General features: G+C 43.1%; 22 protein-coding genes. 16 read left to right on the top strand and 6 right to left on the bottom strand.

All coding sequences use genetic code 11. The annotated features are described in order from the left end of the window. Nucleotides 1–71 precede the first annotated feature (71 nt). On the bottom strand, nucleotides 72–902 hold the full coding sequence (locus BK120_RS27625) for a DNA-primase RepB domain-containing protein (RefSeq protein ID WP_076270728.1): 831 nt from the start codon (nucleotides 900–902) through the stop codon (nucleotides 72–74). A gap of 614 nt (nucleotides 903–1516) precedes the next feature. Between BK120_RS27625 and BK120_RS27620 the strand changes: the two genes are divergently transcribed. The 4 genes from BK120_RS27620 (at nucleotide 1517) to BK120_RS27605 (ending at nucleotide 7935) form a co-directional block, all read left to right on the top strand. Beyond that, entirely contained in the window at nucleotides 1517–1876 is a 360-nt protein-coding gene (locus BK120_RS27620; RefSeq protein WP_076270727.1) for a DUF1304 domain-containing protein, read from the top strand. 220 nt (nucleotides 1877–2096) lie between these two features. Continuing rightward, a complete protein-coding gene (locus BK120_RS27615; RefSeq protein ID WP_076270726.1) occupies nucleotides 2097–3893 on the top strand; it encodes a sensor histidine kinase in 1797 nt (598 codons plus the stop codon). Then, entirely contained in the window at nucleotides 3890–5029 is a 1140-nt protein-coding gene (locus BK120_RS27610) for a response regulator (RefSeq protein ID WP_076270725.1), read from the top strand. The genes BK120_RS27615 and BK120_RS27610 overlap by 4 nt, the downstream gene beginning before the upstream one ends. A gap of 128 nt (nucleotides 5030–5157) precedes the next feature. Next, on the top strand, nucleotides 5158–7935 hold the full coding sequence (locus BK120_RS27605) for an Ig-like domain-containing protein (RefSeq protein ID WP_076270724.1): 2778 nt from the start codon (nucleotides 5158–5160) through the stop codon (nucleotides 7933–7935). A 176-nt stretch (nucleotides 7936–8111) separates the two neighbouring features. Here BK120_RS27605 and BK120_RS36155 read toward each other — a convergent pair whose 3' ends face one another. After that, on the bottom strand, nucleotides 8112–8246 hold the full coding sequence (locus BK120_RS36155; RefSeq protein ID WP_256711043.1) for a DUF3626 domain-containing protein: 135 nt from the start codon (nucleotides 8244–8246) through the stop codon (nucleotides 8112–8114). A 61-nt stretch (nucleotides 8247–8307) separates the two neighbouring features. On the opposite strand from BK120_RS36155, the gene BK120_RS27595 reads away from it, so the two are divergent. From BK120_RS27595 to BK120_RS27565, 7 genes are all read left to right on the top strand, one after another. Next, nucleotides 8308–8520 (top strand): TM2 domain-containing protein, encoded by a 213-nt coding sequence (locus BK120_RS27595; RefSeq protein ID WP_076270723.1) that lies wholly within the window; start codon nucleotides 8308–8310, stop codon nucleotides 8518–8520. A 407-nt stretch (nucleotides 8521–8927) separates the two neighbouring features. Beyond that, entirely contained in the window at nucleotides 8928–10148 is a 1221-nt protein-coding gene (locus tag BK120_RS27590) for an amidohydrolase (protein ID WP_076270722.1), read from the top strand. Nucleotides 10149–10354: 206 nt separating this feature from the next. Then, nucleotides 10355–12139, top strand: coding sequence for a sensor histidine kinase (locus tag BK120_RS27585; protein WP_179089909.1), 1785 nt, complete (start codon nucleotides 10355–10357; stop codon nucleotides 12137–12139). Then, nucleotides 12136–13200: a helix-turn-helix domain-containing protein gene (locus tag BK120_RS27580; RefSeq protein ID WP_076270720.1), complete on the top strand. Its 1065-nt coding sequence runs from the start codon at nucleotides 12136–12138 to the stop codon at nucleotides 13198–13200. Before BK120_RS27585 ends, BK120_RS27580 begins: the two co-directional genes overlap by 4 nt. 167 nt (nucleotides 13201–13367) lie before the next feature. Then, nucleotides 13368–15086 carry an extracellular solute-binding protein gene (locus BK120_RS27575; protein ID WP_076270719.1) on the top strand — a complete coding sequence of 573 codons (1719 nt, stop codon included), beginning with the start codon at nucleotides 13368–13370 and terminating at the stop codon, nucleotides 15084–15086. 89 nt (nucleotides 15087–15175) lie between these two features. Next, the gene (locus BK120_RS27570) at nucleotides 15176–16066 is read left to right on the top strand and encodes an ABC transporter permease (protein WP_076270718.1); all 891 of its coding nucleotides are present in this window, start codon (nucleotides 15176–15178) and stop codon (nucleotides 16064–16066) included. Between the two features lie 14 nt (nucleotides 16067–16080). Continuing rightward, complete coding sequence (locus tag BK120_RS27565; protein ID WP_076270717.1) at nucleotides 16081–16968, top strand: carbohydrate ABC transporter permease; 888 nt, start codon at nucleotides 16081–16083, stop codon at nucleotides 16966–16968. 182 nt (nucleotides 16969–17150) lie between these two features. On the opposite strand, the gene BK120_RS27560 is transcribed toward BK120_RS27565, so the two are convergent. The 4 genes from BK120_RS27560 to BK120_RS27545 all read right to left on the bottom strand — a co-directional run bounded on the left by BK120_RS27560 (nucleotide 17151) and on the right by BK120_RS27545 (nucleotide 19603). Then, entirely contained in the window at nucleotides 17151–17777 is a 627-nt protein-coding gene (locus tag BK120_RS27560; RefSeq protein WP_076270771.1) for a DUF998 domain-containing protein, read from the bottom strand. A 68-nt stretch (nucleotides 17778–17845) separates the two neighbouring features. After that, nucleotides 17846–19162 carry an alpha/beta fold hydrolase gene (locus tag BK120_RS36150; RefSeq protein ID WP_256711042.1) on the bottom strand — a complete coding sequence of 439 codons (1317 nt, stop codon included), beginning with the start codon at nucleotides 19160–19162 and terminating at the stop codon, nucleotides 17846–17848. Next, nucleotides 19137–19271, bottom strand: a complete 135-nt coding sequence (locus BK120_RS36145) for a hypothetical protein (protein ID WP_256711041.1) — start codon at nucleotides 19269–19271, stop codon at nucleotides 19137–19139. The genes BK120_RS36150 and BK120_RS36145 overlap by 26 nt, the downstream gene beginning before the upstream one ends. Beyond that, nucleotides 19271–19603, bottom strand: coding sequence for an ArsR/SmtB family transcription factor (locus BK120_RS27545; RefSeq protein WP_083682541.1), 333 nt, complete (start codon nucleotides 19601–19603; stop codon nucleotides 19271–19273). The genes BK120_RS36145 and BK120_RS27545 overlap by 1 nt, the downstream gene beginning before the upstream one ends. A 312-nt stretch (nucleotides 19604–19915) precedes the next feature. Here BK120_RS27545 and BK120_RS27540 point away from each other — a divergent pair, with 312 nt between their 5' ends. From BK120_RS27540 to BK120_RS27520, 5 genes are all read left to right on the top strand, one after another. Beyond that, on the top strand, nucleotides 19916–20176 hold the full coding sequence (locus BK120_RS27540) for a hypothetical protein (RefSeq protein ID WP_076270716.1): 261 nt from the start codon (nucleotides 19916–19918) through the stop codon (nucleotides 20174–20176). A 73-nt stretch (nucleotides 20177–20249) separates the two neighbouring features. Continuing rightward, on the top strand, nucleotides 20250–20633 hold the full coding sequence (locus tag BK120_RS27535; protein ID WP_076270715.1) for a DUF3888 domain-containing protein: 384 nt from the start codon (nucleotides 20250–20252) through the stop codon (nucleotides 20631–20633). A gap of 150 nt (nucleotides 20634–20783) precedes the next feature. Next, nucleotides 20784–21143, top strand: coding sequence for a hypothetical protein (locus BK120_RS27530; protein ID WP_076270714.1), 360 nt, complete (start codon nucleotides 20784–20786; stop codon nucleotides 21141–21143). A 508-nt stretch (nucleotides 21144–21651) separates the two neighbouring features. Continuing rightward, entirely contained in the window at nucleotides 21652–22590 is a 939-nt protein-coding gene (locus tag BK120_RS27525; RefSeq protein WP_076270713.1) for a GNAT family N-acetyltransferase, read from the top strand. Nucleotides 22591–22700: 110 nt separating this feature from the next. Continuing rightward, entirely contained in the window at nucleotides 22701–23348 is a 648-nt protein-coding gene (locus tag BK120_RS27520; protein WP_076270712.1) for a 2OG-Fe(II) oxygenase, read from the top strand. The last annotated feature ends 198 nt before the right edge of the window (nucleotides 23349–23546 follow it).

Below are 23546 nucleotides of genomic sequence, written 5' to 3'. Positions count from 1 at the left end.
GAGGTCGGGGGTTTTTGCTATCTTAGATATGCTATCGACTGTTCTAAGCTTGATTGGTTTATATAAGTTGATTACAAGGACTCTAATGCGAGTGAATGAATAATTTCCTCTTGGGAAAAAGGTTTTTTCCTACCCAATTGTCTGATCTTTACCATAAAGGGGTTTTTAGGATTTTTCATATGGTAAAAGCCAGGTATACGCATGACTCTTGATAGATTTGTTATCATGGGATCAGAACTGAATTTTTTGGCCAATGCTTTTTGTATAGGAACGAATTTGTTTACGGATCCGCTTTGAAGGACCCAATAGATGTGATATCCGTTTTTCGTTTCGATTATCATCGAATCTTTAATTTGACTCCTGAATTTTTTTATAAACGCATTCTTCAATTTTGCTACTCTCTGTTTTTTTCGCAGTGCCAATAGATGATATTGACCTTGCTTATTTCTTTTAACTGTAATAGATTGAAGCAGTTCTGCAGGGTCGGACTGAATGGATTTAATCATCTGCTTGACTTGTTCTTTTGTGTCTAAATGTACTGATATCTTATTTAGATCTACATCGATGAACTGTGCTCTGACTTTTTTGAAATCACTAGCCCTTGTTTCTCGGTAATTGATCTCCATAAATACGGCATAGCCTCTTTTATTTTGGCTGAGTACATGTATAAGTTTATTTCTCTTGGAAAAGAGTGTAATTTGAGGAGTAAGCCTTTCAAGTAGATTTAGAGGTTTATGGAGTGTCATCGCAGGGTGATTAGATGAAGAACTGAATCTCTTGTTTTTGTTTTTAGCGTCATGGACTAAAATAAAATGCAGTTGTTCGTTCTGCTTGCAGCCTAGTTTTTTAATGAAATGGCGTGTGTGGCTGGAGAACCGTTGCGAATTTCTGGAATATCTCATTGAACCACATCTCCTTTAAAGCATGCGTTACATTTTCGGTTCTTTTCTAAACAATCATATTCTGGAAAGAGTACACAAGTGTAAGTGGCAGTACCCATTTTTCAACATTAGATATGCTAATAAAATTGTCTGGGGCGTTTGCTCGAGTGACATCAGAACTGTGACTAACCCCTTAGTAGCCTAAGTGGCGTGATTTTCGGACAGGGGTTCAAATCCCCTCGCTTCCACCAAACCATGAACAAAGAGCGTCGTGTTAGCCAATGTCATTAAGTTAATCTTAAAGACAAGACTGGGAATAAAACGGAAATCGAAACGGCATGGGGAAAAGCCCTATGCCGTTTGTTTTTCTCGGTGCAGGGAAGGAAAAAATCGTACAGTAAACAAAACGGATGAAATATCCGCTTAGTAAATGTTCATGTGAACCGAATTAAGCTATTTTGTAGACGAAGCTAACAGCTGATTAATAGCGTACTTTGCGCGTATTCTTCTGCCCTGGGCAGCATGAAATCTATTACCGTTCATTTCTATATAAAGCGATGTGATCTTGCAGGTAGACTTTTGAATATTATGTTAGAATCAATGGAAGAATAGAATACAAATCATCCAAGGAGGTAGTGACTATTATTGCTTCCCTATTAGTCGGAATTGTAGCGCTTGAGCACATCTATATTCTCATACTAGAAATGTTTCTATGGACGACCCCGCGCGGGATGAAAACGTTCGGCACGACGAAGGAAGAGGCAGCAGTCACAAAATCACTGGCCGCTAACCAAGGACTATACAATGGCTTTCTGGCGGCCGGGATTATCTGGGGTTTGGTGCATCCCAATGCTCAAACAGGCGAGTCTATTGTAATCTTCTTCTTGATTTGCGTTCTAATTGCGGCATTGTACGGAGGAGCGACAGCGAAACGGTCTATTTGGTTGGTCCAAGGCCTACCTGCTTTGATTGCATTGATTAGCGTACTTCTATAAGAAACCTTAAAATCGTTGAGGTAATCATAATCAACTACAGCGAGCTAAAAGCCCATTAGGTGAAATTTACCTAGTGGGCTTTTTAGGATTCGAATTTTTAATAATAAAAAATAGTGTTTTATGCAATTTTTTGCTGCGGCAATATATGTTTTTACAACTTCATCTGCTAACATAAGAGAAACATAACGAGAGAGTACATAAAGCACGGGGGCTAACATCTATGAGCTACAATTTATATTTATCAGCATTGCTGATGGCGGCTACCTGCTGCTCGCTAATGCTGTGTTATCTCTCTTGGAAAAGAAAAGAGCTGCCTATTGCGATTAGTTATGGACTAGGCATGTTGACGGGTTCATTGTACACTTTCGGATATGCTTTTGAAATTGTTAGCACCGATTTAGAGCATATACGCTTCTGGCTTCGAATTGAATATCTAGGCATCCCATTCGGCACTATTTTATGGATTATAATGGTGCTGCAATATACGGGAAGGCAAGCGCTCGTTCGAAAATGGGTAGTAGCGCTGCTGATGATTGTTCCTTCCATTACATTTGTAGCTCATTATACGAACGATTGGCATCATTTATTTTATAAAAGCATGACTTTGAATTACTCAGAGGGCTTTCCGCTGGTAACGACGGAGAAAGGACCTTTATACAAGCTGCATGTCTACTATTCGTATTCCTTCTTTGTAGTAGGCATGGGATTAATGGTTGAAATGTTTCTAAAAGCGACATCTCGCATGAAGAAACAAATCGCTTTTATGATCATTGGATCATGGGGGCCTTTTGGATTTACGCTTATTTATTTGAGCAATGTCATTTATATGCCAATTGATATCTCCCCATTTGGTTTTATTTTCTCAGGAATCTTCTACATGTGGGGGATTTATCAATTTAACATGCTTAGACTAGCGCCCTTAGCGCTGCAAAAGGTGTTTGCATCCATGCAGGATGCGGTAATTATTTTTGATTTGGAAAATACGCTAACTAGCTTCAACCAATCTAGCAAGCAGGTTATTAAAGGGATAAATAATAAGTGGATCGGTTTGCCGGCTGCGCAAGTCTTTTTGCAATATCCATTGCTGTTGGAGAAAATCATGCAAGGGCCTTCTTTGAACAGCAAGGTTCAAATTTCGGGTCGAGCGGATGAACCCTATTATAATGTGCATATGTCCTTGATTAGTGATAAGAACCAGAAGCCTGTCGGCAAAATGTTTTTGTTAAGCGATGTTACGGAAATGGTGCGTTCAGAGGAGCGGCTGCTTGATAATGCCCGTCAGCTAAGCGAACTAAACATGTTCAAGGATCGAATGTTTAGCGTAGTCGCTCATGATATTCGTGATCCGCTTGCGGTGCTCATCAATTTGATGGAGCTCATGGAGGACGAGTTGCAAGGATCCGGCGGAGAGCATGAGGAAATCGTCCATGAAATGGGACAGCAAATTGAAAATACTTTTGCACTGGTAGAGAGCTTGTTGGAATGGTTCCGAAGCCAACGCGAAGGCATGGTATTTAACCCAGTGGAGAGAGACATAAACCATACCGTACAGGTCTGCATCCGGTTATTGGCGGTTCGTTGCGAGAGTAAAAAAATCCAATTGATATCGGAAATACCGAAGGATACATTTGTGCTAGCCGACAAAGAAATGCTGGATTTGATCGTCCGAAATTTATTGTCCAATGCCGTTAAATTTACCAACATCGGCGGCACGATCCGGTTAAAAGCAGAACATCAAGCCGATAAACTAATTATTTCTGTAAGTGATTCTGGAGACGGCATATCGCCACAACAGGCCAGCTCACTGCTACTAGAAGGTTATCCGGTGTCATCAACAGGAACAGCAGGAGAACGGGGCGTCGGTTTGGGACTTACGTTATGCAGGGAATTTGTTCGTTTAAATGGTGGAGACATTTGGTTCGATAGTTCTGAGCAAGGAAGTACCTTCTACTTCTCCGTTCCTACGCCATCTGCACATGCATTCAGACGAAGCAGCTTGGAGGCGAGCGCAGGTTGAAGGTTATCCTTATTGATGACGAGAAGGCGATGCATTTAATTATGAAACGGATGCTTGCGAAGACGTCTGTGGAAATAGAAATTGCAGGCAGCTTCACGGAGACAGAAACAGCATTTTCTTATCTGATGAATCATGATGTAGACTTGGTGTTTCTGGATATAAGCATGCCGAGGGAAACTGGGCTCGAGCTTGCCGAACGGTTAAGAGAGGTCGGAAGAGAGATAAAGATCGTGTTCCTGACCTCCCACAAAGAATATGCTTTGCCTGCCTTTGATGTTTATGCCTTCGACTATATCGTAAAGCCGGTTGTGCTGGAAAGACTTGAAAAAACGCTGCAAAGAGCGTTTGCTGAGTTGCGTAAAGAGCACTTGCGGCAAGGGGAGTTGGCGGCGCCTTTAAATGAGACGAGGTTTAACTGCTTAGGTGTTATAGATATTCAAAGCACGCAGGGTATAAGGGCGAAATGGAAATCAAGCAAAAGCGCGGAACTGTTTGGCTATTTGCTTATGCATAAAGGAAGGCTGATATCCAGAGCAAGACTGATCGAAGAGCTGTTTGGCGACATGCCACAAAAGAATGCTGAGGTTTACTTGAATACGACCGTCTATCAGCTGCGGAAGGTATTAGATCCATTTGGCCTGAGAGAGAATTTGCATTCTGACAGCAACCACTACGCCCTTAGTCTGAGTGAGGTGAGTGTAGACCTTGTAAGCTTTGAAGAAGGCTGTAGAAAAATGTCAGTCGTGGATGAGACGAATCTGGAAGAGGCGATTGCACTAGAGCAGTTGTACGCAGGGGACTTATTTGGGGATCACGCTTTTGCATGGGCTTGGAACGAGATTGAGCGTCTTTCGTTGCTGTACACATCCTTTACTCAGCGATTATGCATGGCTTTGTTAAATAAAAGCGAGACGAATGCTGCCATTAGGTTGTTAATGAAGCTCGTGTCGCGCAATGAACTAGACGAACAATCCTTTTTGCTGCTTATGAAAGCTTTGGCTTTGCAAGAGAACAAGGAAGCATTGACCCGGCAATATAAGCAATACGAAGACACGCTGCATAGAGAGATCGGTATAAAACCTTCCCGCGAGGTTGCTGATTTATATTTCAGTCTGCTGTCCGAGCTGGATAAATAAGAATGAGTAGATATGAAAGGCTCCTAAAATAATAGGGGCTTTTTTTGCTTTTGTCGAAGTTTGTCATTTTGCCGTCATTGGGCTTGGATATAATGGATCTAACTATAGAGATGAGGAGATAAGTTAACATGAAACGATTTTCAATACGCAATTTATTTTTAGTTTCGGTTTTAATTCTGAGTCTGTTAAGCGGATGTGTGATCAAAACAAGCGAAGTCACCATTAATTTTAACTCGGAAAGGTTAAGTGAGGCAGAGTATGCATATATCAGATATTCGAATGGCGAAATCGTTCAGGCACCCAACCTATTGCCGAACCAAAACAGCGTTACTTTTCCTACGAATAACACGCAGCCCATTGTAGGCGGATACGTAAGCGACGGTGTGGTGAGCTGGGTTCCAAACATGAGTTATGGCGGAGGAGGTTATGTTACTGTTAGTGGTATTTCGGCAAGTAAACCCAAGCTTCCCGTAGGCTATGTCAAGTTAAATAATTCACCAGTAGTTGTTCAGAGTCAACCCGAGTATATAAGCGTAACCTTTGCTGTTTATGATACCGATGGCAAGCCTGTGGATGATCGTACGGAAATTTTTGCACATTCCGCAGATACTGCTTTAACCTTCTATAACATAGACCCAAGCGACCAGAATAATGGTAATTTTTATACGAGGACGAATACGGTAGACGAGGGTTACTCTTGGTACACCGTTAACGGATTGGTCACTTTCCAAATTAAATCGGGCATTAGTGAAATTTATAATGCACCTCTTTCTTTATATTCAGGTTCTCAATTCATAACGAATGATCCTTTTCACAAAAAATCTACACCTGTGGCAGCAATCAATGTAGGCAGCGTAGGGGATGCATCTTCCTTACTTATTGGCAATACTTTAGCTATGCGTGCGGATATATTGCCGGTAGACGCCTCTTACAAAAAGGTGAAATGGTCCGTTGAGAACGGAACAGGCTCAGCGACAATCAGCACTAGCGGTGTATTGGCGGGTATTTCGGCAGGTACGGTTACCGTTAAAGCTACGGCTATTGACGGCAACACCGTTTATGGAACAAAAACGATTAAAATCCATGGACCTGTCATACCTGTTCAAAACATATCTGTAACAGCGGAAGATGAGGTTTCTACAATCGAATCAGGCAAGACACTTCAAATGTATGCTGTTGTAGCCCCAAGCGATGCAACATACCGAGAGGTTGCTTGGTCTGTTATTGATGGGACGGGTACAGCTGTTATTGACGAAGAAACGGGAGAGCTTACTGCAGGCAATCCAGGTACAGTAACTGTCCAAGCAACGGCTACCGATGAAAGCGAAGTTGTTGGCAGCACGATTCTTACGATAACAGCCGCCCAAGTCCCTGTATCCTCGATTACATTAACAGGGAATTCTAGCTTGCTAGTTGGCCAGACGTTAACCGTTGACGCGACCGTTGCTCCTGAAAATGCAACGGACAAATCGATCGAGTGGTCTGTTGAGAACGGAACAGGCACTGCGACAATCAGTACAAGCGGTGAATTGACCGGAACTTCAGCAGGTGTGGTAACCGTTATAGCAACGGCTATTGACGGCAGCGCTGTTTTTGGAACCAAAACGATCGAAATTAAGGAGCCCACCATACCTGTTCAAACGATTACCGTAACGGCGGATGGTGAAGTTACTACAATCGAATCAGGTAAGAAGCTGCAAATGAATGCTGTGGCTGCTCCTAGCAACGCAACAAACAAAGCGGTCGCTTGGTCCGTAATAGATGGAACAGGTACGGCTGTTATTGATAAAACAACGGGTGAGCTTACTGCCGGCAATCCAGGTACAGTAACAGTCCAAGCAACAGCTGCCGATGAAAGCGGAGTTGTAGGCAGCACGATCCTTACGATTACGGCTGTCCAAGTCCCTGTTGCCTCGATTATGTTGACAAGTGATTCCAGCGTGCTGGTTGGGCAGACGTTAACCGTTGACGCTACCATTGCTCCTACTAATGCGACGGACAAATCAATCGAGTGGTCTGTTGAAAACGGAACAGGCACAGCAACAATCAGCAAAAGCGGAGTATTGACGGGTGTTTCAGCAGGAACGGTTACCGTTAAAGCAACGGCTGCTGACGGCAGTACCGTTTTTGGAACAAAAATAGTTGAGGTTAAAGTAAACTCTGGCAGCGGTGGCGATCATGGAAATCCGACACCTACTCCAGCGCCAACAACAAAGCCTGAAAAAACACCTGAACCAAAACCGACAGCAACGCCTGAAGTGAAATTTGATCAAAATGTGATTCAAGTGGAAAAAGTGATATCCAGCTTAAACAAGAAAGTAGAGGAAGCGAAAGCTAATCCTACTGATGTTGAGTTCAAAGACACAAAATCTCACTGGGCTGGGGCAACTGTTCATATTTTCGTGAAATTGGGGATTGTAAACGGATATGAGGATGGTTCCTTCCATCCTAACGCAAGTATTACCCGCGCAGAATTTGCTACCATTATTGCAAAGGTATTTGACCTCTCTGCGATGGGTGATAAAAATAAGCTAAGTGACGTTTCTGATCACTGGGCTTCAGCATCAATTGCTGCTTTAACTGAAAGCGGCATTATCTCAGGGTACGAAGATGGCACATTTAAACCAAACAAAGAAATCAGCCGTGCCGAAATTATTTCCATTATTTCTAAAATCATTGACCTTAAAGCTGTAAACACAGCTTCAGCGCCTGCTTTCACAGATATTGATGGAGCGTGGAACAAAGAGCAAATCAAGCAAGCAGCAGTGGCAGGAATTATTAACGGAGCGGGTAATGGACAATTTGCGCCAAACAAGCCATCATCTCGCGCTGAAGCGTTAACGATTATTTTACACACGCTTCAAACCAATGCGGACCTAAAAGCAATATTGGAAGCATTAAAATAATTAACGCATAGTGCTTTCATACAAAAAGCCTGCCATATGGCAGGCTCAAGCTGTCGAGAAAGTCTCGACAGCTCTTTTTATGTTGAGTTAGTTTAACACGACACCGGCCTCGTTAAGTTAGTGACTGAAAGAAGGGTACAGAATTGCTTTATCTTCACGGAAAATTATCCACTTTTTCATTGGCTTTCCATAGCTGCAGATCCAATCCTATTTACATCAATTAAATCACTTTGCGCAATTCTTTTGGCTAGTGAACGCATCAAAGGGCCCCTAAAATTTATAGAAACCTCATCAACTAGAAAAATTAACATTTGATGGGTTTTCTGTCGATAGAATAGGAGGGTATTATATAATAATATGGAGGAATGTATCATGGATAAGAGTCCTAAATCATTTGTAGCTGCATTACTATTTTGTTTTTTCTTGGGAGGGTTTTCCATCCACCGGTTTTATGTCGGGAAAATTGGCACAGCTATCTTACAAATTATTACTTTAGGTGGATTGGGAATTTGGTTGCTGATTGACCTAATTACGATTATTGTAGGAAAGTTTACGGATAGTGAAGGCAGAAGAATCTCGGCATAATTTAATTACATAACAAAACTAGAGGGCTCCACCATTTAAGGTAGAGCCTTTTTTTTCACTCAGTCGTTTGGGTTAAATTGAATATAAGAGGTATGCATTCCCCTCGCCTCCGCCATCATTAACGCCATCCGCATGAGGATGGCGTTTTTTTACATACATAAATAAAACATCGCAGCTGTATTTTGTTAATTTTGATATGAGCTTCGCAATACATTACTGCAAATTCTTTCTCCCTATTCACTAATGCGATGCGGTCATAATATATGTATTGGAGTTTCAATTGCAAGCTAAGCGGGGATGATAACGCTATTGAAATTATCGTAAAATAGTGGTTAGTTATACCATAGAGGTAGATTGGGAATAAAGAGGACGCGAATATAATAGGGGTAAAGACAGGAGATGATCGGTTGAATGCTTCATATTGGTTGACGAATGTAAGATTAGAACAGGGTTATGATATGGAAGATGGACAGGTCTCTGGTACGAAAACGAAAATTTGCCATATACGAATTGAGAAGGGTATTATTGCTGAAATTATAGGGAAAGAACTTGATATTCAAAGTGGTGCTGTTAAATATGATTGTAAAGAGTTATTGATTCTGCCTTCGTTCGAAGAGGCTCATATTCATTTGGATAAAACGTATTTCAATGGACCGTGGAAAGCGGTAAAGCCTGTATCGAGCATCTTCGAGAGAATTGAGGAAGAGAAAGTATTATTGCCTAAGCTCCTTCCAATGGCAAGACAACAAGCCGAAAGCATCTTAACTCTTATACAGGGATATGGCGCTACTCATGTTCGTACCCATTGTAATATTGAGCCTACCAGTGGATTGCAACGGTTAGAGGCGACTAAGCAGGCGCTAGATACATTCTCAGGTAAAATTTCATCGGAAATTGTCGCTTTCCCTCAGCATGGGCTTCTGCTATCGGATTCTGTTCAACTCGTAAAGCAATCTTTGGCAGAGGGGGCAACTCATGTTGGCGGAGTAGATCCATTCTCAGTGGATGGAGATATAGAGAAGTCACTGCAGACCATCGTAGAACTAGCGGTTTTGAATAATGCCGGTATCGATATTCACTTACATGATAGAAACGAAGCGGGCAAGCAAGCTCTGATGCGGTTAGTTGATCTGACCGAAGAGGCTGGTTTGCAAGGAAAAGTAACGGTTAGTCATGCATTCTGGTTTGCAAGCGCGCAGCCACAAGAGGCGGAGGAAGTTGCTAAACGGATGGGATTGCTTGGCATGTCCGTTGCTTCAACGGTTCCGATTGGCAAGATGACGATGCCGCTCCCGATGTTAACTAAAAATGGAGTAGCGGTAAAATTGGCAACGGATAGCCTTACAGATCACTGGTCTCCCTTCGGAAATGGAGATCAATTAGATAAAGCAGGTCGGTTCGCAGAATTGTATGGATATAACGATGAATTATCACTATCCCAAGCTATCAGTTTCATTACTGGGGGGATAACGCCACTTGATTCAAATGGTCAGCAGGTGTGGCCTAAGATCGGGGACGACGCAAGCTTTGTACTGTTGCACGCAAGCTGCACGGCTGAAGCGATAGCGCGAAGAGCGGCGCGTCAAGCGGTATGGTACCAAGGGCGGCTTGTGAGTGGATCGTTGTAGGCATATTGTAGAGATTACGTCGGCGAATTGTGGTTTTGTATAACCACGGTTCACCTCCCCATGTAAACCCACAATCGCAACAGGTTGTGGGTTTTTGCTTTTTCTCAGATCGTTATGTGTCTGTGCAACACAGCGCTCTCCCTACAAGGAAGGATAAACCTGTAAAACAGCGAATATTGATTCATACTTGTTGTGAGGTGATGGAGGTGGACGGTAATCGCTCTATGAAGTCTACAAGTAGGAAAATAAGCTTCGTGTCTATGCTGCGTAATCGGTTTGTTTTCACCTCTCTTCGCAAACGAATCATGGTGTTTCTGACCGTTGGATTTGTAGGATATGCCATCTTAATGGCGTCTGTTTCCTATAATGCGATCTACACGATGCAGCGCGATAAAATCAAGACCTCTATGGCTTTTGATCTATACCAGCAAACGACAAAGTTGAATCAAATGTACAGTAACTTGCTTCAGGTTACACAGCAGATGACACCGGAAGGTACAGTTGGCAACCTGATGGAGACGTATATCTCCACCGCGGACACGTATAGTCAGCGCCTTCTTTCACGCGATATCGCCTACAACATTGGATTAATTACTTTTTCGAATCCGGCTATGGAGCTGGTGATGTATTATAATCCCGCAAGCGGAAATGCTTCTTATTCAAATTTGCCGCTGCGCGGTGACTTTACGCTGCAATCTTTGCCGAGTGTCGCCGGTACTGGTGAGCTGAAATACCAGTCCCCGCATAAATCCCTATGCCGATTCAGCGATGATCTGGTTATGTCGGTGACAAGGGAGGTTGAATTTTCAGACGGAACAAAATTAGTTGTTTATGTTGAAGCAAAGTCGGATATCTCCACCGTTATGAACTCGCTTACAGAAAGCTTGAGTATGCCCTATATGCTTGTTTTCACCGATCCGGCGGGCTTGGTGACTTATAGCAGCAATTCAACTGCTTTTAGTGCTGGCGAGCGTCTCAGTCTAAGCGGGCAATCGGGTGTGACGGGCGGTTATGTATGGAACCGAATGACAGGTGATTACGGCTACGGCATCACGCTGCTGCTTCCCGTCTCCTTTTACAATCACGAGCTCTACACGTGGAAAAATCATATGTACTGGATTCTCGCCATTGCTCTTCTAATGATGTTTATGCTCACACTATTATTGCGGAGGATCATTAACAAGCCATTTCGACTAATCGAGAAGGAAATGAGGACGTTTGGCAAGGGATATATGGGTACCAGCCAATATCATACGGGGATCGATGAATTCGATCGGCTACTCGATCAATTCAATATTATGAAGCGACAAATTCAGCAGCTGATTATGGACGTGGAGCAAAAGGAAAAGCGCCGTCATCAGCTGGAGATAGAGAAGCTAGCCTACCAAATCAACCCGCATTTTCTGATGAATACGCTCAATTCGGTACGGTGGCTGGCGGTTATGCATAAGCAGGCGGAGATTGAGAAGTTCGTTTCCTCGTTAATTTTTTTGCTGAACTATAACTTGGGTAAATCAGAGGATACGGCTACCTTCAGATCGGAAATAGAGGTCATGCGAACCTATCTGGAACTGCAGCAGATGAGGCATGATTTTGAAGTGAAGCTGGATATTGCGGAAGGGGTTTATCTCGATAGTCCTGTCGCGAGGTTCATTCTACAGCCCATTGTGGAAAATGCCGTCTGTCATGGCCTTGACGATAACGGCAAGCTGGAGATCAACATATCGGCTGATGAAAAGGCGCAGATGGTGCGCATTATAATCCGTGATGATGGCAAAGGGCTCAGTCTTGAGACGCTTGCTTTGCTGCAGCGCGACACGCCGGATCAGCAGCAGACGGGTTGGGGAATTGGACTTCGTTATGTCAGGTCTATGCTGGAATCATCTTATGGCTATAAAGCTCGTATGAGTATAGAAAGCACTCCAAATCAAGGCACAACGGTTACTTTAACCCTTCCTTTTCTCCATCATAGAAAGGAGAGAGCGATTTGATTCGTGTATTAATTGTTGACGATGACAAGCTAGCGCGCAAAGGTTTGATTTCGATTATGCCTTGGTCCAATCACGATATGGTTGTTGTTGGAGAAGCGGCGAACGGCGCGAAGGCGCTGGAGTTTATGGAAAGTTATGAGGTGGACCTCATATTCGTAGATCTCTCGATGCCTGTCATGTCAGGTATGGAGCTGCTTCAAGTCACTCGGCAAAGATTTCCGGATCTGCGTTCTGTTATTTTATCTTTTCACGAAGAGTTTGAGATTGTGCAAACGGCTTATCGCATGGGTGTGCTCGATTATATTTCCAAGGTACGCCTGGAATCAGAGGATGATGAGCAAATATTGAAACGAATCCAGCAGAAAATGACAGGAGAAATGATACCTCTTTCTGCTAAGACTCCTGCGCAACCAGCGTCTATGCATAGCCCTGAGCAAAACCTGGAGGAAGAAGAGTGGTGCAGGCTGGAGCAGGAGTGGCGCTCACACTACTGGCTTTATAATGAATCGGTTTTTCAGCGTTTATGTAAACAGACTATAGAAGCTAAGGTTTCTTTTCGCCGTCTGGAAGGGTTATTTATGCGTGTGCTGTCACAAATTGAGCCCGTAATTCTACTCGCTGCAGAGCTCCAGTCTGATGCCGACGATGTCCGGTCTGCGGTTGAATGGATGCGCGATTACAGGAAACGTGTTTATGCGCAGGTTGCTTCATCCTCCGATTTTACCAATACGACAACCAGCATCCTAAAGGCTGTATTATTCATTTGCGAGAAGGCTTCAAATACACTGCATGCCGAGGACGTCGCTGATCATGTGCACATGAGCCGAAGTTATTTTAGTCAATGCTTTAAGAAGCTGACGGGCTCAACGTTTAATGAATACTTAAGACAAGAGCGAATAAGAGCGGCCGAACGTCTGCTGTGCGAAACCAATCAGTCGATCGCCTGGGTTGCTCATGCCGTAGGCTATAACGACTCCAAATATTTCTCCCAGCTGTTCCATGAACAGACCCGTCTTTTACCCTCCGAATTTCGGGCCCAGTTCCACAAGGGGGAGGAATGACTACAACGGATCGAACAAATATCTACCTTGGCCTTGTATCTGGCGCAAAACACGGCACATCTGTCTGACTTTTTTTCCTAACTTCCAATGTACAATGAGAAGGCAAGAAACTAAGCAGTTGCTTACGAAGTAAGAATTGCTTGGCCATTCTTTTGAGGAGGGATTAGATGAAAAAGAATATGGCATTGATGCTTTCCGTCGTATTACTTGGTCTAAGTTTGACAGCGTGTTCTTCTTCCAACAATTCATCAAATAATTTGAAAGCGTCTTCAAATCCAGACTCAAACACTGAAAGCCCGGCACTATCGGGAGATGACCTGGCCTTCTCCAAATTTCCGAACCCTGTTGATGTCCACATCGGCATGGTGGTGGATCCGACAGACAAAACGCTGCCGGAAGGCGACAGTGTAAGCAACAACCAGTACACGCGTTACCTTAAGGAAAAGTACAACATCAACGTGATTGTAGATTGGACCGCGGCCACTGGCAACGATTTTAAGCAGAAGGTCAGCTTGACGATCGCATCGGGTAAGCTGCCAGACGGTATGGTCGTTGACGACCGCTCCTTCATGACCAAAGCGGCGAGCTCGGGACTGTTGTATGATATCACCGACATCTTCCAGCAATATCAGTCTTCACAGGTCAAGGATATCATGGCAAGCACCGAAGGCCGTGCATTGGAAAATGCCAGCTACAAGGGCAAGATGGTTTCGCTCCCGAACATTACGGTGGATACCGACGGCGTTCATGTCTTATGGATTCGCAAGGACTGGCTTGATAAGCTGCAGCTGCCGGTGCCGAAGACGGTGTCCGATGTCGAAAAGACGGCGAAAGCGTTTGTTGATAGCAAGCTTGGCGGAGACAAAATGATCGGTATTGCCGGTCCTTCCAAGAATACGTTCCCTTATTCTACCTTCCTCGTCTCCTCTAACAATATGGGAGGATTTGATCCGATTTTTGGCGCGATGGATGCATATCCGGGCTATTGGCTTGACAATGGCGACGGATCGGTAACATACGGAACGACGACGGACAATACGAAAAAAACGTTGGCTTTGCTGGCTGACTGGTACAAAAAAGGGCTTATTGATCCTGAAGTAGGTACCCGTGACAACGTAGGGGATCCGATTAATGCCAATCAGGCGGGAATTTTCTTCGGCCCATGGTGGAATGGCGGCTATGGCAACGGGGATTCCTTCAAAAACGATCCGACGGCTAACTGGCAGGCCTATCCTGTCTATTCTGACGATAACAAATGGAATGTGCATATGAAAACGACGGGCAGCACCTACACTGTGATTAGCAAAAATGCCAAACCGGACGTCGTCAAAGCTATTATGATCATGAATAATGCGCTTGTACGTGATGAAGCGACCTTTGATTTGTCGGTTAATGTGGCTTGGTATCCTCTTCGCAACGTTATGGCCGCGGCCAATGAGACGGAATATGAGTATGCCGAGCTTCTGAAAGTACTGAAAGGCGAGACCAATCCGGAGGATTATAATAAGCCGAACAGCCTGTACAAGCTGATGTATGCGGATGCGAAAAAGGTAAAAGACGTCATTAAGCCTCCGTACGACGATCTAAATGTCAGCAACTTCAGTACAGCTAACTTCGGAGACTTCCAGCGCTTGTACTCCATCATGATTGGTGATCGTCCGTTCACAACAATTCCAATTGATAAAAAGGTCTTTAGCGTAACCTATAACCAAACCTCAACGATGGAAACGAAATGGGCTAACCTGAAGAAGATGGAGGATGAGACCGTTATGAAAATCATCCTTGGTCAAGCGTCCATCGACTCTTTCGATAAATTCGTGAAGGACTGGAAGTCTCAAGGCGGAGATGAGATCACAGCGGAAGTCGCCGAGCTCTTGAAGAAGTAACCGAGCATACTCTTGCAGAAGGCGCTGGCGGTTTTAAGTGCCTTTTGCAAGCTTTGTTATCCTGATAGGGAGACGGGAGGCTAGCCTTAGTGAGAAAATTAGGCCATCAGAAACACTATTATTTGATGCTGTTGCCGGGTATGGTCTGGCTTGTGATGTTCAGTATTGTGCCTATGTTTGGAATTCTGATGGCCTTTCAGGATTTCAATCCGGGAGCGGGGCTGCTTAAATCCGAGTGGGTGGGGCTCGAAAACTTCAAGTATATGTTTCAGCTTAATGACAGCAAGACGGTTATCGTTAATACCTTTATCATCGCAATCGGCAAAATCGTGCTTAATCTGCTCATTCCGCTCATCTTTGCCATATTGCTGAACGAGCTTCGCAGCATGCGCTACAAAAAGCTGGTGCAGACTGTCGTTTACCTGCCGCACTTTCTATCGTGGGTTATTATGTCAACGATTGTTATCGGAATTTTTGGCTATTATGGCGTTGTTAATACGGTTTTTGGAATGTTCGGCTTCGATCCTAAACTATTTATGGCGGATGCGGGGATATTCCGGCAGCTCATCATCGGTACGGATGTGTGGAAAGAATTTGGTTTCAACGCAATTATATATCTTGCGGCGTTAACGGGCATTAATCTTAATCTATATGAGGCGGCCGCCATTGACGGTGCCAATCGCTGGCAGTTGATTAGGCACGTCACGTTGCCTGCACTGTCAACCACGGTTGTCTTGCTGGGCGTCTTAAGTCTAGGCAACGTGCTGAATGCCGGATTCGATCAAGTGTATAACCTTTATAACCCGCTTGTGTATTCAACTGGAGATATTTTGGATACATGGGTGTACCGACTGGGCTTGCAAAATCTTCAATTCTCGCTCGCGACGGCGGCAGGTTTGTTCAAGTCGGTCATTAGCTTTGTGCTGATATTCATATCCTATCGTCTGGCGTATCGCTATGCCGATTACACGGTATTCTGAGGGAGGGCGCTGCATTGGTCAGAAATACAACGTTAGGCTCACGGACGTTTGAAATTGCCAATATCGTCGTCCTCGGCCTTTTGCTTATTAGCTGTATTTACCCGCTTTGGTACACCTTCTGTGTATCGATTTCCGAGAAATCCGCTGCTAATGCAGGCTTGGTTACGCTTTATCCCATTGGCTTCTCCTTGACGCCGTATAAGGAAATTATTAATGACGCCCTCTTCTTTAACGCGTTCTGGATTTCCATTCAGCGCACCGTGCTCGGTACAGGTTTTGCCTTGCTGATGACGGTGTTAATGGCTTACCCACTCGCAAGGCCCAAGAGGGATTTTAAAATGCGCAATACCTTCATGTGGATTCTTGTCTTTTGCATGCTGTTTAACGGAGGACTGATTCCATGGTATCTCACTATTCAAAACTATCATTTGATCGATTCGATTTGGGCGTTAGTACTTGGCGGAGGAGTGCCGGTATTCGACGTGATCCTGATCATGAACTTCTTCCGCAACTTGCCGAAGGAGCTGAATGAGGCGGCGGTAGTCGACGGTGCTGGTCCTTGGTCAGTGTTGTTTCGGGTGTATATTCCTTGCTCCTTTCCTGTGCTTGCTGCAGTGGCGTTGTTCCTTAGCGTTTATCATTGGAACGAGTTTTTTAACGGGTTAGTGCTAATGAATACTGCGGCTAAATATCCGCTTCAAACCTATATTCAGCAGCTTGTCGTAAACATTCCGGTTGGCACTAATCTGACCCCTGAACAATATAAGAAGCTGTCCGAGCTGTCTAATCGAACGCTGAATGCGGCCAAGGTTTTCATAGCTATGGTTCCAATGCTAATCGTATATCCTTTCTTGCAAAAGTACTTTGTTTCCGGTATTATGCTAGGCGCGGTGAAAGAGTAAGGCTGTGCCTGTGAGGAGGACGTGCCACTGGTCATTCCACACATCAAACCGTTTGAGCATCACACTTCGGCGAATTATGGCTTTGCACAGCCATGGTTCGCCACCAATACCATGAAAAAATCCGACCTCGTGAGGTCGGATTTTTTGGTTTTTTTGTTCATGCTAGTAGGGCAAATCTGTTTTTATAAGCTCTGCTTGCGAAGCTTGAGCACGTGGAACCCGACGACCAAAAGCCAACCAAGGTAGGATACGATTAAGAATCGTCCGAATAAACCTGCAAGTACGTCGGGAGTGAACTGTCCATCTTGAGGAATTTGAATTATAAATAGCGCCATTAACACAAACATAATTCCGCTGCTGATTAACAGTCGTCCGCGAATGGGCCTCCAAGCTTCATTGCGTACCAATGCAAAGCTGATCAAGAGGGCAGCGACAGGCGAATAGTCGAGCGTGGCGCCGATGGCATGCATTTTACCGCTGAACGTTGCAGCATCCGGGCTCACCGATATAGGGTCGGTCACAAAAATGCCTGCTATTATGATACCTGAGACACTTAGTCCAAGAATAACGAGCCCGATATATCCCAAGACGATACGAATCTGTGAGAAGATTGAAACTCCGGCACTTATAAGACTTACAGCGAGCAATAAAAATGCAAAATGCATCATCCAGCCGAAGTTACCTAATGCGTACTCGCTGATAAAACGCCAAGTCGGATCGAATTCAGGCTCTAAGAGGTGTAGGCAACCCAGGATCAAGATGAAGAGTAATCCAGAGACAATAGAAAATCGTGCGGCATTAGATGACATCGAGGAAATAGGTTTTGCAATCAATAGTGGTTTAGCTGATTTCGTATTCTCTAATGGCAATAATCTCGTCATTTTTCTTCTCGGACGATGTCATAATCGACAATCGTCTTCACTAGAATGCTCGGAGCCATCACGACTGCCGAATGATCCTGTCCGGGCAGCGTTTGGGATTCAACAAAAGGCAGCAGTTCGGTAAGTGCTTTGGCTGACTCGTGAAAGAGCGGTTCGCTGTTCTCGCCTGTCATAATTAACGTGGGAACATTTACTTTCCATCGGTCGGTTGGAAGCGGTTTGCCGTATTGCGTGTCACCCATAATCATGCCATCATAGGCGATTGTGTGAGACATGCTTTCCATCGCTTGCCAAGAAGGATCGGCTTTCATGTAGCCAATATATTCTTCCGGAATACCGAGAGCCTCGTACATGAAGTATTCGACCGCTTCGCTGCGTCTGCCTGCTTGGTTTAGCGTGTTCAAATGGTGAACATATTCTGTAGGCAAGGGTTTACGGCTGTCATTAATAATGAATGGTGGTTCGTAAAGATACAGCTTCGAAACCTGGTCTCCTAATCGACTTGCTGCTTCAAGGGCTAACACAGCGCCGGACGAGCTTCCGAACAAGCAAGCGTTACCGCCGGCTTTATGGATTAGAGCCTCAATATCCTCGACTTCACGTTGGACGGAGTAAGGCGCGACATCAGAGCTTTGACCGCGGCCACGGCGATCATAGTTGTAAATGGTGTAATGAGTTGCAAGCAGCTGGGCAAGCTGGGCTGCATCGCTATGGTCGGCAACGGCCGATGATATTAGAATAATTGCAGGTCCATTTCCTAACTTTTCATATGCGATCTTTGTTCCATCCTTTGAAGTAACGGTATCCATATGTCCTCCCGTTGACGTTTCTAAGTACACTTCAAGTCGGTCAAATGCATCATTGAAGCCTTCAATCATACCCATTGCTTCGGCATTTTCCAATTCCTCGGCACTTGCGAATCGTGTAACGATACTAAGCTTTGTGCCATTTGTTGTTTCCTCGAATAGAACAGTCGTTAGCATCTCACTGTTCTCTACGACATTCCAGTCTTTGTCGGTAAACGAGTCGGTGTATACTAGTGTAAAAGGTTCAGTAACCTCTTGATAAACAGCTTTGCAGAATGCCTCTTCCCCGATAATGTCATCTGATTTGAGACTATAACGCCAAATACCGCCGGGTCTTACATCCATTTCATAGACGGTGGTTGTCCATAATTTAGGGCCCCACCAACGCGCAATATGTTCCGGGTTTGTCCAACCTTCCCAAGCAAGCTTGGGAGGCAATGCTAATATCCGTTCGATGGTAAGCTCACGAAGTTCCCGGTTTTTATGGATTTTTGTTTTTGATCGCATCTTCATTCATCCTTTTTAGATCATTTTCTAGTGCGTCAAATCGATTATTCCAAATGGCTTGGTAATTTCGAACATTGCTGCGATAACGCTTGAGATAAAAGGCTAGCATTAATCCTCCTTTTTATTGTAGTCGAGCATGTAGTCCTCAAAATGATCGAGACGCTCTTCCCAAAGGATACTAAATGAATCAAACCACACATCCAGATCCTGAAAGGGCTTTGCTTCGAGGCTATATATTCGCTGTTGTGCTTTGTTGCGGGAGCGCACCAACCCAGCCTCGCTCAAAATACGTAGATGGCGAGACACCTGCGGCTGACCGATATTGAGCGCTTGGACGATCTCGCTCACCGATCGCGGTGCTTTTTTTAACAGCTCAACAATGTTGAAGCGGTTCGGCTCGGCGAGTGTAAGTAAAGTTAATTGCATAGTTGTTGTGTTCATGCACTTAATATACATCTAAGTGTATATACGTGTCAACGTATATAATGAATTAATAAGCTCATACATTGGTTGGTAAGTCGTAATGCATGTGGAATAATTCAATCTACCGTTACACTATTGGAGATTTATATTGGAGGAGATAGCACCTTAACTGGAAGGATATTGAAGTTGCCAAAGCGAATTATTTAACGTTGCATGTTTTGAATCAGGGCTTAAAAACAAGGTATATACATTGGGATTGACGCAACAGATGAGTAATTTTGTTGTTGTTAATCTAACGATCAGGTTAGTGCAAATGAGGGGTACTGGAGAATGGATGAAGTAATAACAGAAATAAAATCTCCAAGCGGATTTTACAAGGTCCAGTTAATTAAACGGTCTAAGGATGGTTTATATACATCAAAAACTTTCATGTGGTTAGAACATGATGTTGAAATAAGCGAAATTTTGGGAGAGGACGGGTATTGGGGAGTTCTACATTCATCAACCCCTATATCAGATTCAGTAAATCGCTGTCTAATTATAGCTGCTGAACAGCTTTATGCCGCTTCAGGTGAGAAGATCACCATGTAACTATTGAGCTAAAAGGCGGTATAGTTCGATAACCTTTTGAGCAAAATAACCCAAAAAGTGGAGGTTATTTCTCATGTGGTGGAAAGGTATAATTTTGATTTGGGTAATTGGGGTAACTAACTTCACAGTAATGGATCGTGTTGAAGCTTACAGTGAAGAACTACCAACTAAATATAATGCCGACATTCGACATAAGAGCTATGAAGAGGTTCTTATTTTCGAACTTGGTCCTAAGATTATGAATGTACTTAAAAAAGAGTATGATAACTATCTTTTTGGCGGCGCTCATATTATACCGATGAGGAAATCCGATTCTTTTCCTCAACAAGAGTTCATACTTGAAGGGAGAGTTACGAAACAAGATTCTAGCTCTGATATAGTTCGAATTACTTTCAAAGCTAGTACAAACGGATACAAAGTGAGTGATTTTCATGTTATCCAAAATGTAAATATCTAAAATTCAACCTCCCATTTAGTAAACAGGTAACATTTTTCTCGGGCAGCTGCTCTATGTTATAAATCAACCGAAACAAAAGCTAAAAATTATATTCGTTCGTAACATATCACTTGCATTTTCGTCTAAAGGTTATACTGAATAGGGGTGAAAATGTTGAAAAAGTTAGTATTAGGAGTAGCCTTATTAATTTTCGTATGTGTATTTGCTGGTTGCAGTTCCTCGTCAGACGATAAAAAGGGGAATTACATTATTGCCAAGGAAGAGCAAAAAATCTTAGTAGCGAAGGACATCTCTTGGAAAGATGCAGAAAATATGGACTTTGAAACATTTAAAAAGAATGATATTGAGTTAATAAATTATATTGTTGAAGATACTCTGCTCTACAACGAGCTGGCGATAGGTGAATCAGTTACTATAACTCCCAAAACGAATGATAATGGTGAATATGTTGTAATGCAATCTTATCCTCCACAAATTGTAGCTGGTAAAATAGAAAGGCAGAAGCAATAGGCAGATTGTAGGTCGTTAAGTTTTTGCTATCTGTAGGATAAAATACGGGTAGAGATCTTTTATAATTATTTAGTAAATTGAAAATAGGCAATCTCGTTGGTAATATAGGCAAATAAGCATGCGATAGGAGTGAATGGTGTCGTGATTATTGTTGTTCTTAATCAGTTGAAAAAATAACTGAATATATGAGGTTTGGCTCAATTGGATGTGATCGCAGTTATGATCTGCATATCTGCTATTTAGCTGAACTCGTACATTAAGAATAATAGTAATATCATACGACCTTACTCTAACACCACTTATGTGCGCGGTAATTGTATACTTATGTCAGGTATGAAGAAATTCATTCCTGTGAATAGGGATCACTTAGGAGATTAGAGGCTGCAGATGAAGCTATGTTCATCTGTAGTCTTTTTGTCGTTCTCGAATGTCTTCTGGAGAGGTATCAAACGGTAATGATTTGTGTTTTCATTCTATTATTTTGTGAATTTACAAGGAGGTATGGAGGATGCAATTAAACAATTGGTCTATGGATACCATTACTTATGATTTGTCGAAGGAATATTCTATTCGGATGGCGGAGCCAGAAGAATGGGGATTGTATTGTTCTGTATATTATAATATGCAATATAATGGGTTTTTTAGAGAAGAAAGCTATGCCGCATCGCGAAGAAATTCATTTTGGATTTATAAGGGAGAGAATAAAATCGGTGGCGTAAGAATGGCGCCCAACGTAATCTACCATTTATTTTTTATCCCTCCTTTTAATGATGCATTCAATATATTGAAGCTGCTTAAAAAAATAGTAATGCATTGGTCTGACAGATCGCAGCCAATTAAGACTTTTGAGGTTCTTCCTGATCAAGTTCAATTATTTGCGAGGGCAGGCTTCTGGGCGGATGAATTCAGATGCCGATGGATGCAGCGTCCTACAGATCATTTCGAAGTGATCTGGGATGATAATCTAATTATTAAAAGTCCCCAAATTGAAGAGAATGAAAGGGGAGCTAAGCGATTCATCAATGAAGATGAAATTGCTCATTGTGACTATGAAAGCTTTAAAGGCGGATTTGAAGCAGTAAGGAGGAAAAAGTTTTCTTTAGAAGATTTTATTCCAAATGAAGATCCTAATTATTCGAATGACATATTAGTTCAGGCTTCAACACTAATCTATGATAAAAACTCTGGTCAGCTCATTGCCAATTGTCGTCTTTGTCTACAAGATAACATGGCAGCAGTATATAGTATCGGTGTAATACCTGCTCATAGAGGGAGAGGGCTGGCGACGCTGATGTTGCAAAAGGCCTTGAGTATGCTGAAAAATAAATATTCAATTTTACGATTGTATGTGATGGAAGGTAATGATGCTGAATCCGTTTATTTTAATCTCGGATTTGTGCCCGGAGTACAGGAGATACAAAATATGTATATACCTGCGCAGCAATAAAGTGGTGGACCGTTTGATTGTTTCGATTTTTCTGATTTTTTAAAGTAAATACTTGAAATGTATGGTATGGTATTTTGTGGTGAATGTCATACCATAGGGGCTGTGTAAGAATGATAGGGGATACGACGGAGAAAGAGCGGACGATATTTGATCATGCTGGAAATACCATTAAGACAGAAGATCGAGAGATTCGTATTCTTGCCAAGTATGAGGAGCCATTGGTTGTCGTACTAGGAAATGTGCTTAGCGATGAGGAATGCGATGAGCTAATTAGACATTCTAGGGAACAATTGCAACGTTCAAAAATAAGTGGAGATCGTGCAGAGAACCAAATTAGAACGAGCAGTGGAGTATTTTGTGAGGAGAATGAGACGATTGCAAAAATCGAGAAACGATTCTCTCAAATTATGAATATCCCCATTGAGCATGGCGACGGCTTGCAAGTTTTGCTATATACCCCTGGCCAAGAGTATCAGCCACATTATGATTTCTTTGCAGAAACAAATCGAGCAAGTGCTAACAATCGAATTAGTACGCTTATAATGTATTTGAATGATGTGGAGGAAGGCGGAGAAACGGCGTTCCCTCTGCTTAATATTTCAGTTTTTCCTAACAAAGGCATGGCTGTTTACTTTGAATATTTCTATAACAATAATGAAATAAATGATTTCACCTTGCATGCAGGTACACCGGTGATTAAAGGTGAAAAGTGGGTCGCGACGATGTGGATGAGAAGACAGGCGCTGCGCATTTCATAAAGAGTGATTAGGAAGCAATGAATATAAGGAATCATACTACTCACAGCAATCAAATCATTGCGCTGAGGTGAATTGTAGTTTTACTTTGATGTAATTCGTCTCCACCATGTGAAACCCCGACCACAAGAGGTCGGGGTTTTTGCTTGTTCACTTATTAAGCAGCTATTTTAATTTTTAATTTATAGGTTGATTACATCA

This window comes from Paenibacillus sp. FSL A5-0031 (assembly GCF_001956295.1).
In the GTDB taxonomy this organism is placed as follows: domain Bacteria; phylum Bacillota; class Bacilli; order Paenibacillales; family Paenibacillaceae; genus Pristimantibacillus.
The sequence above is the reverse complement of the archived record's forward strand: the minus strand, read 5'-3'. Positions and strand labels throughout refer to the sequence as shown.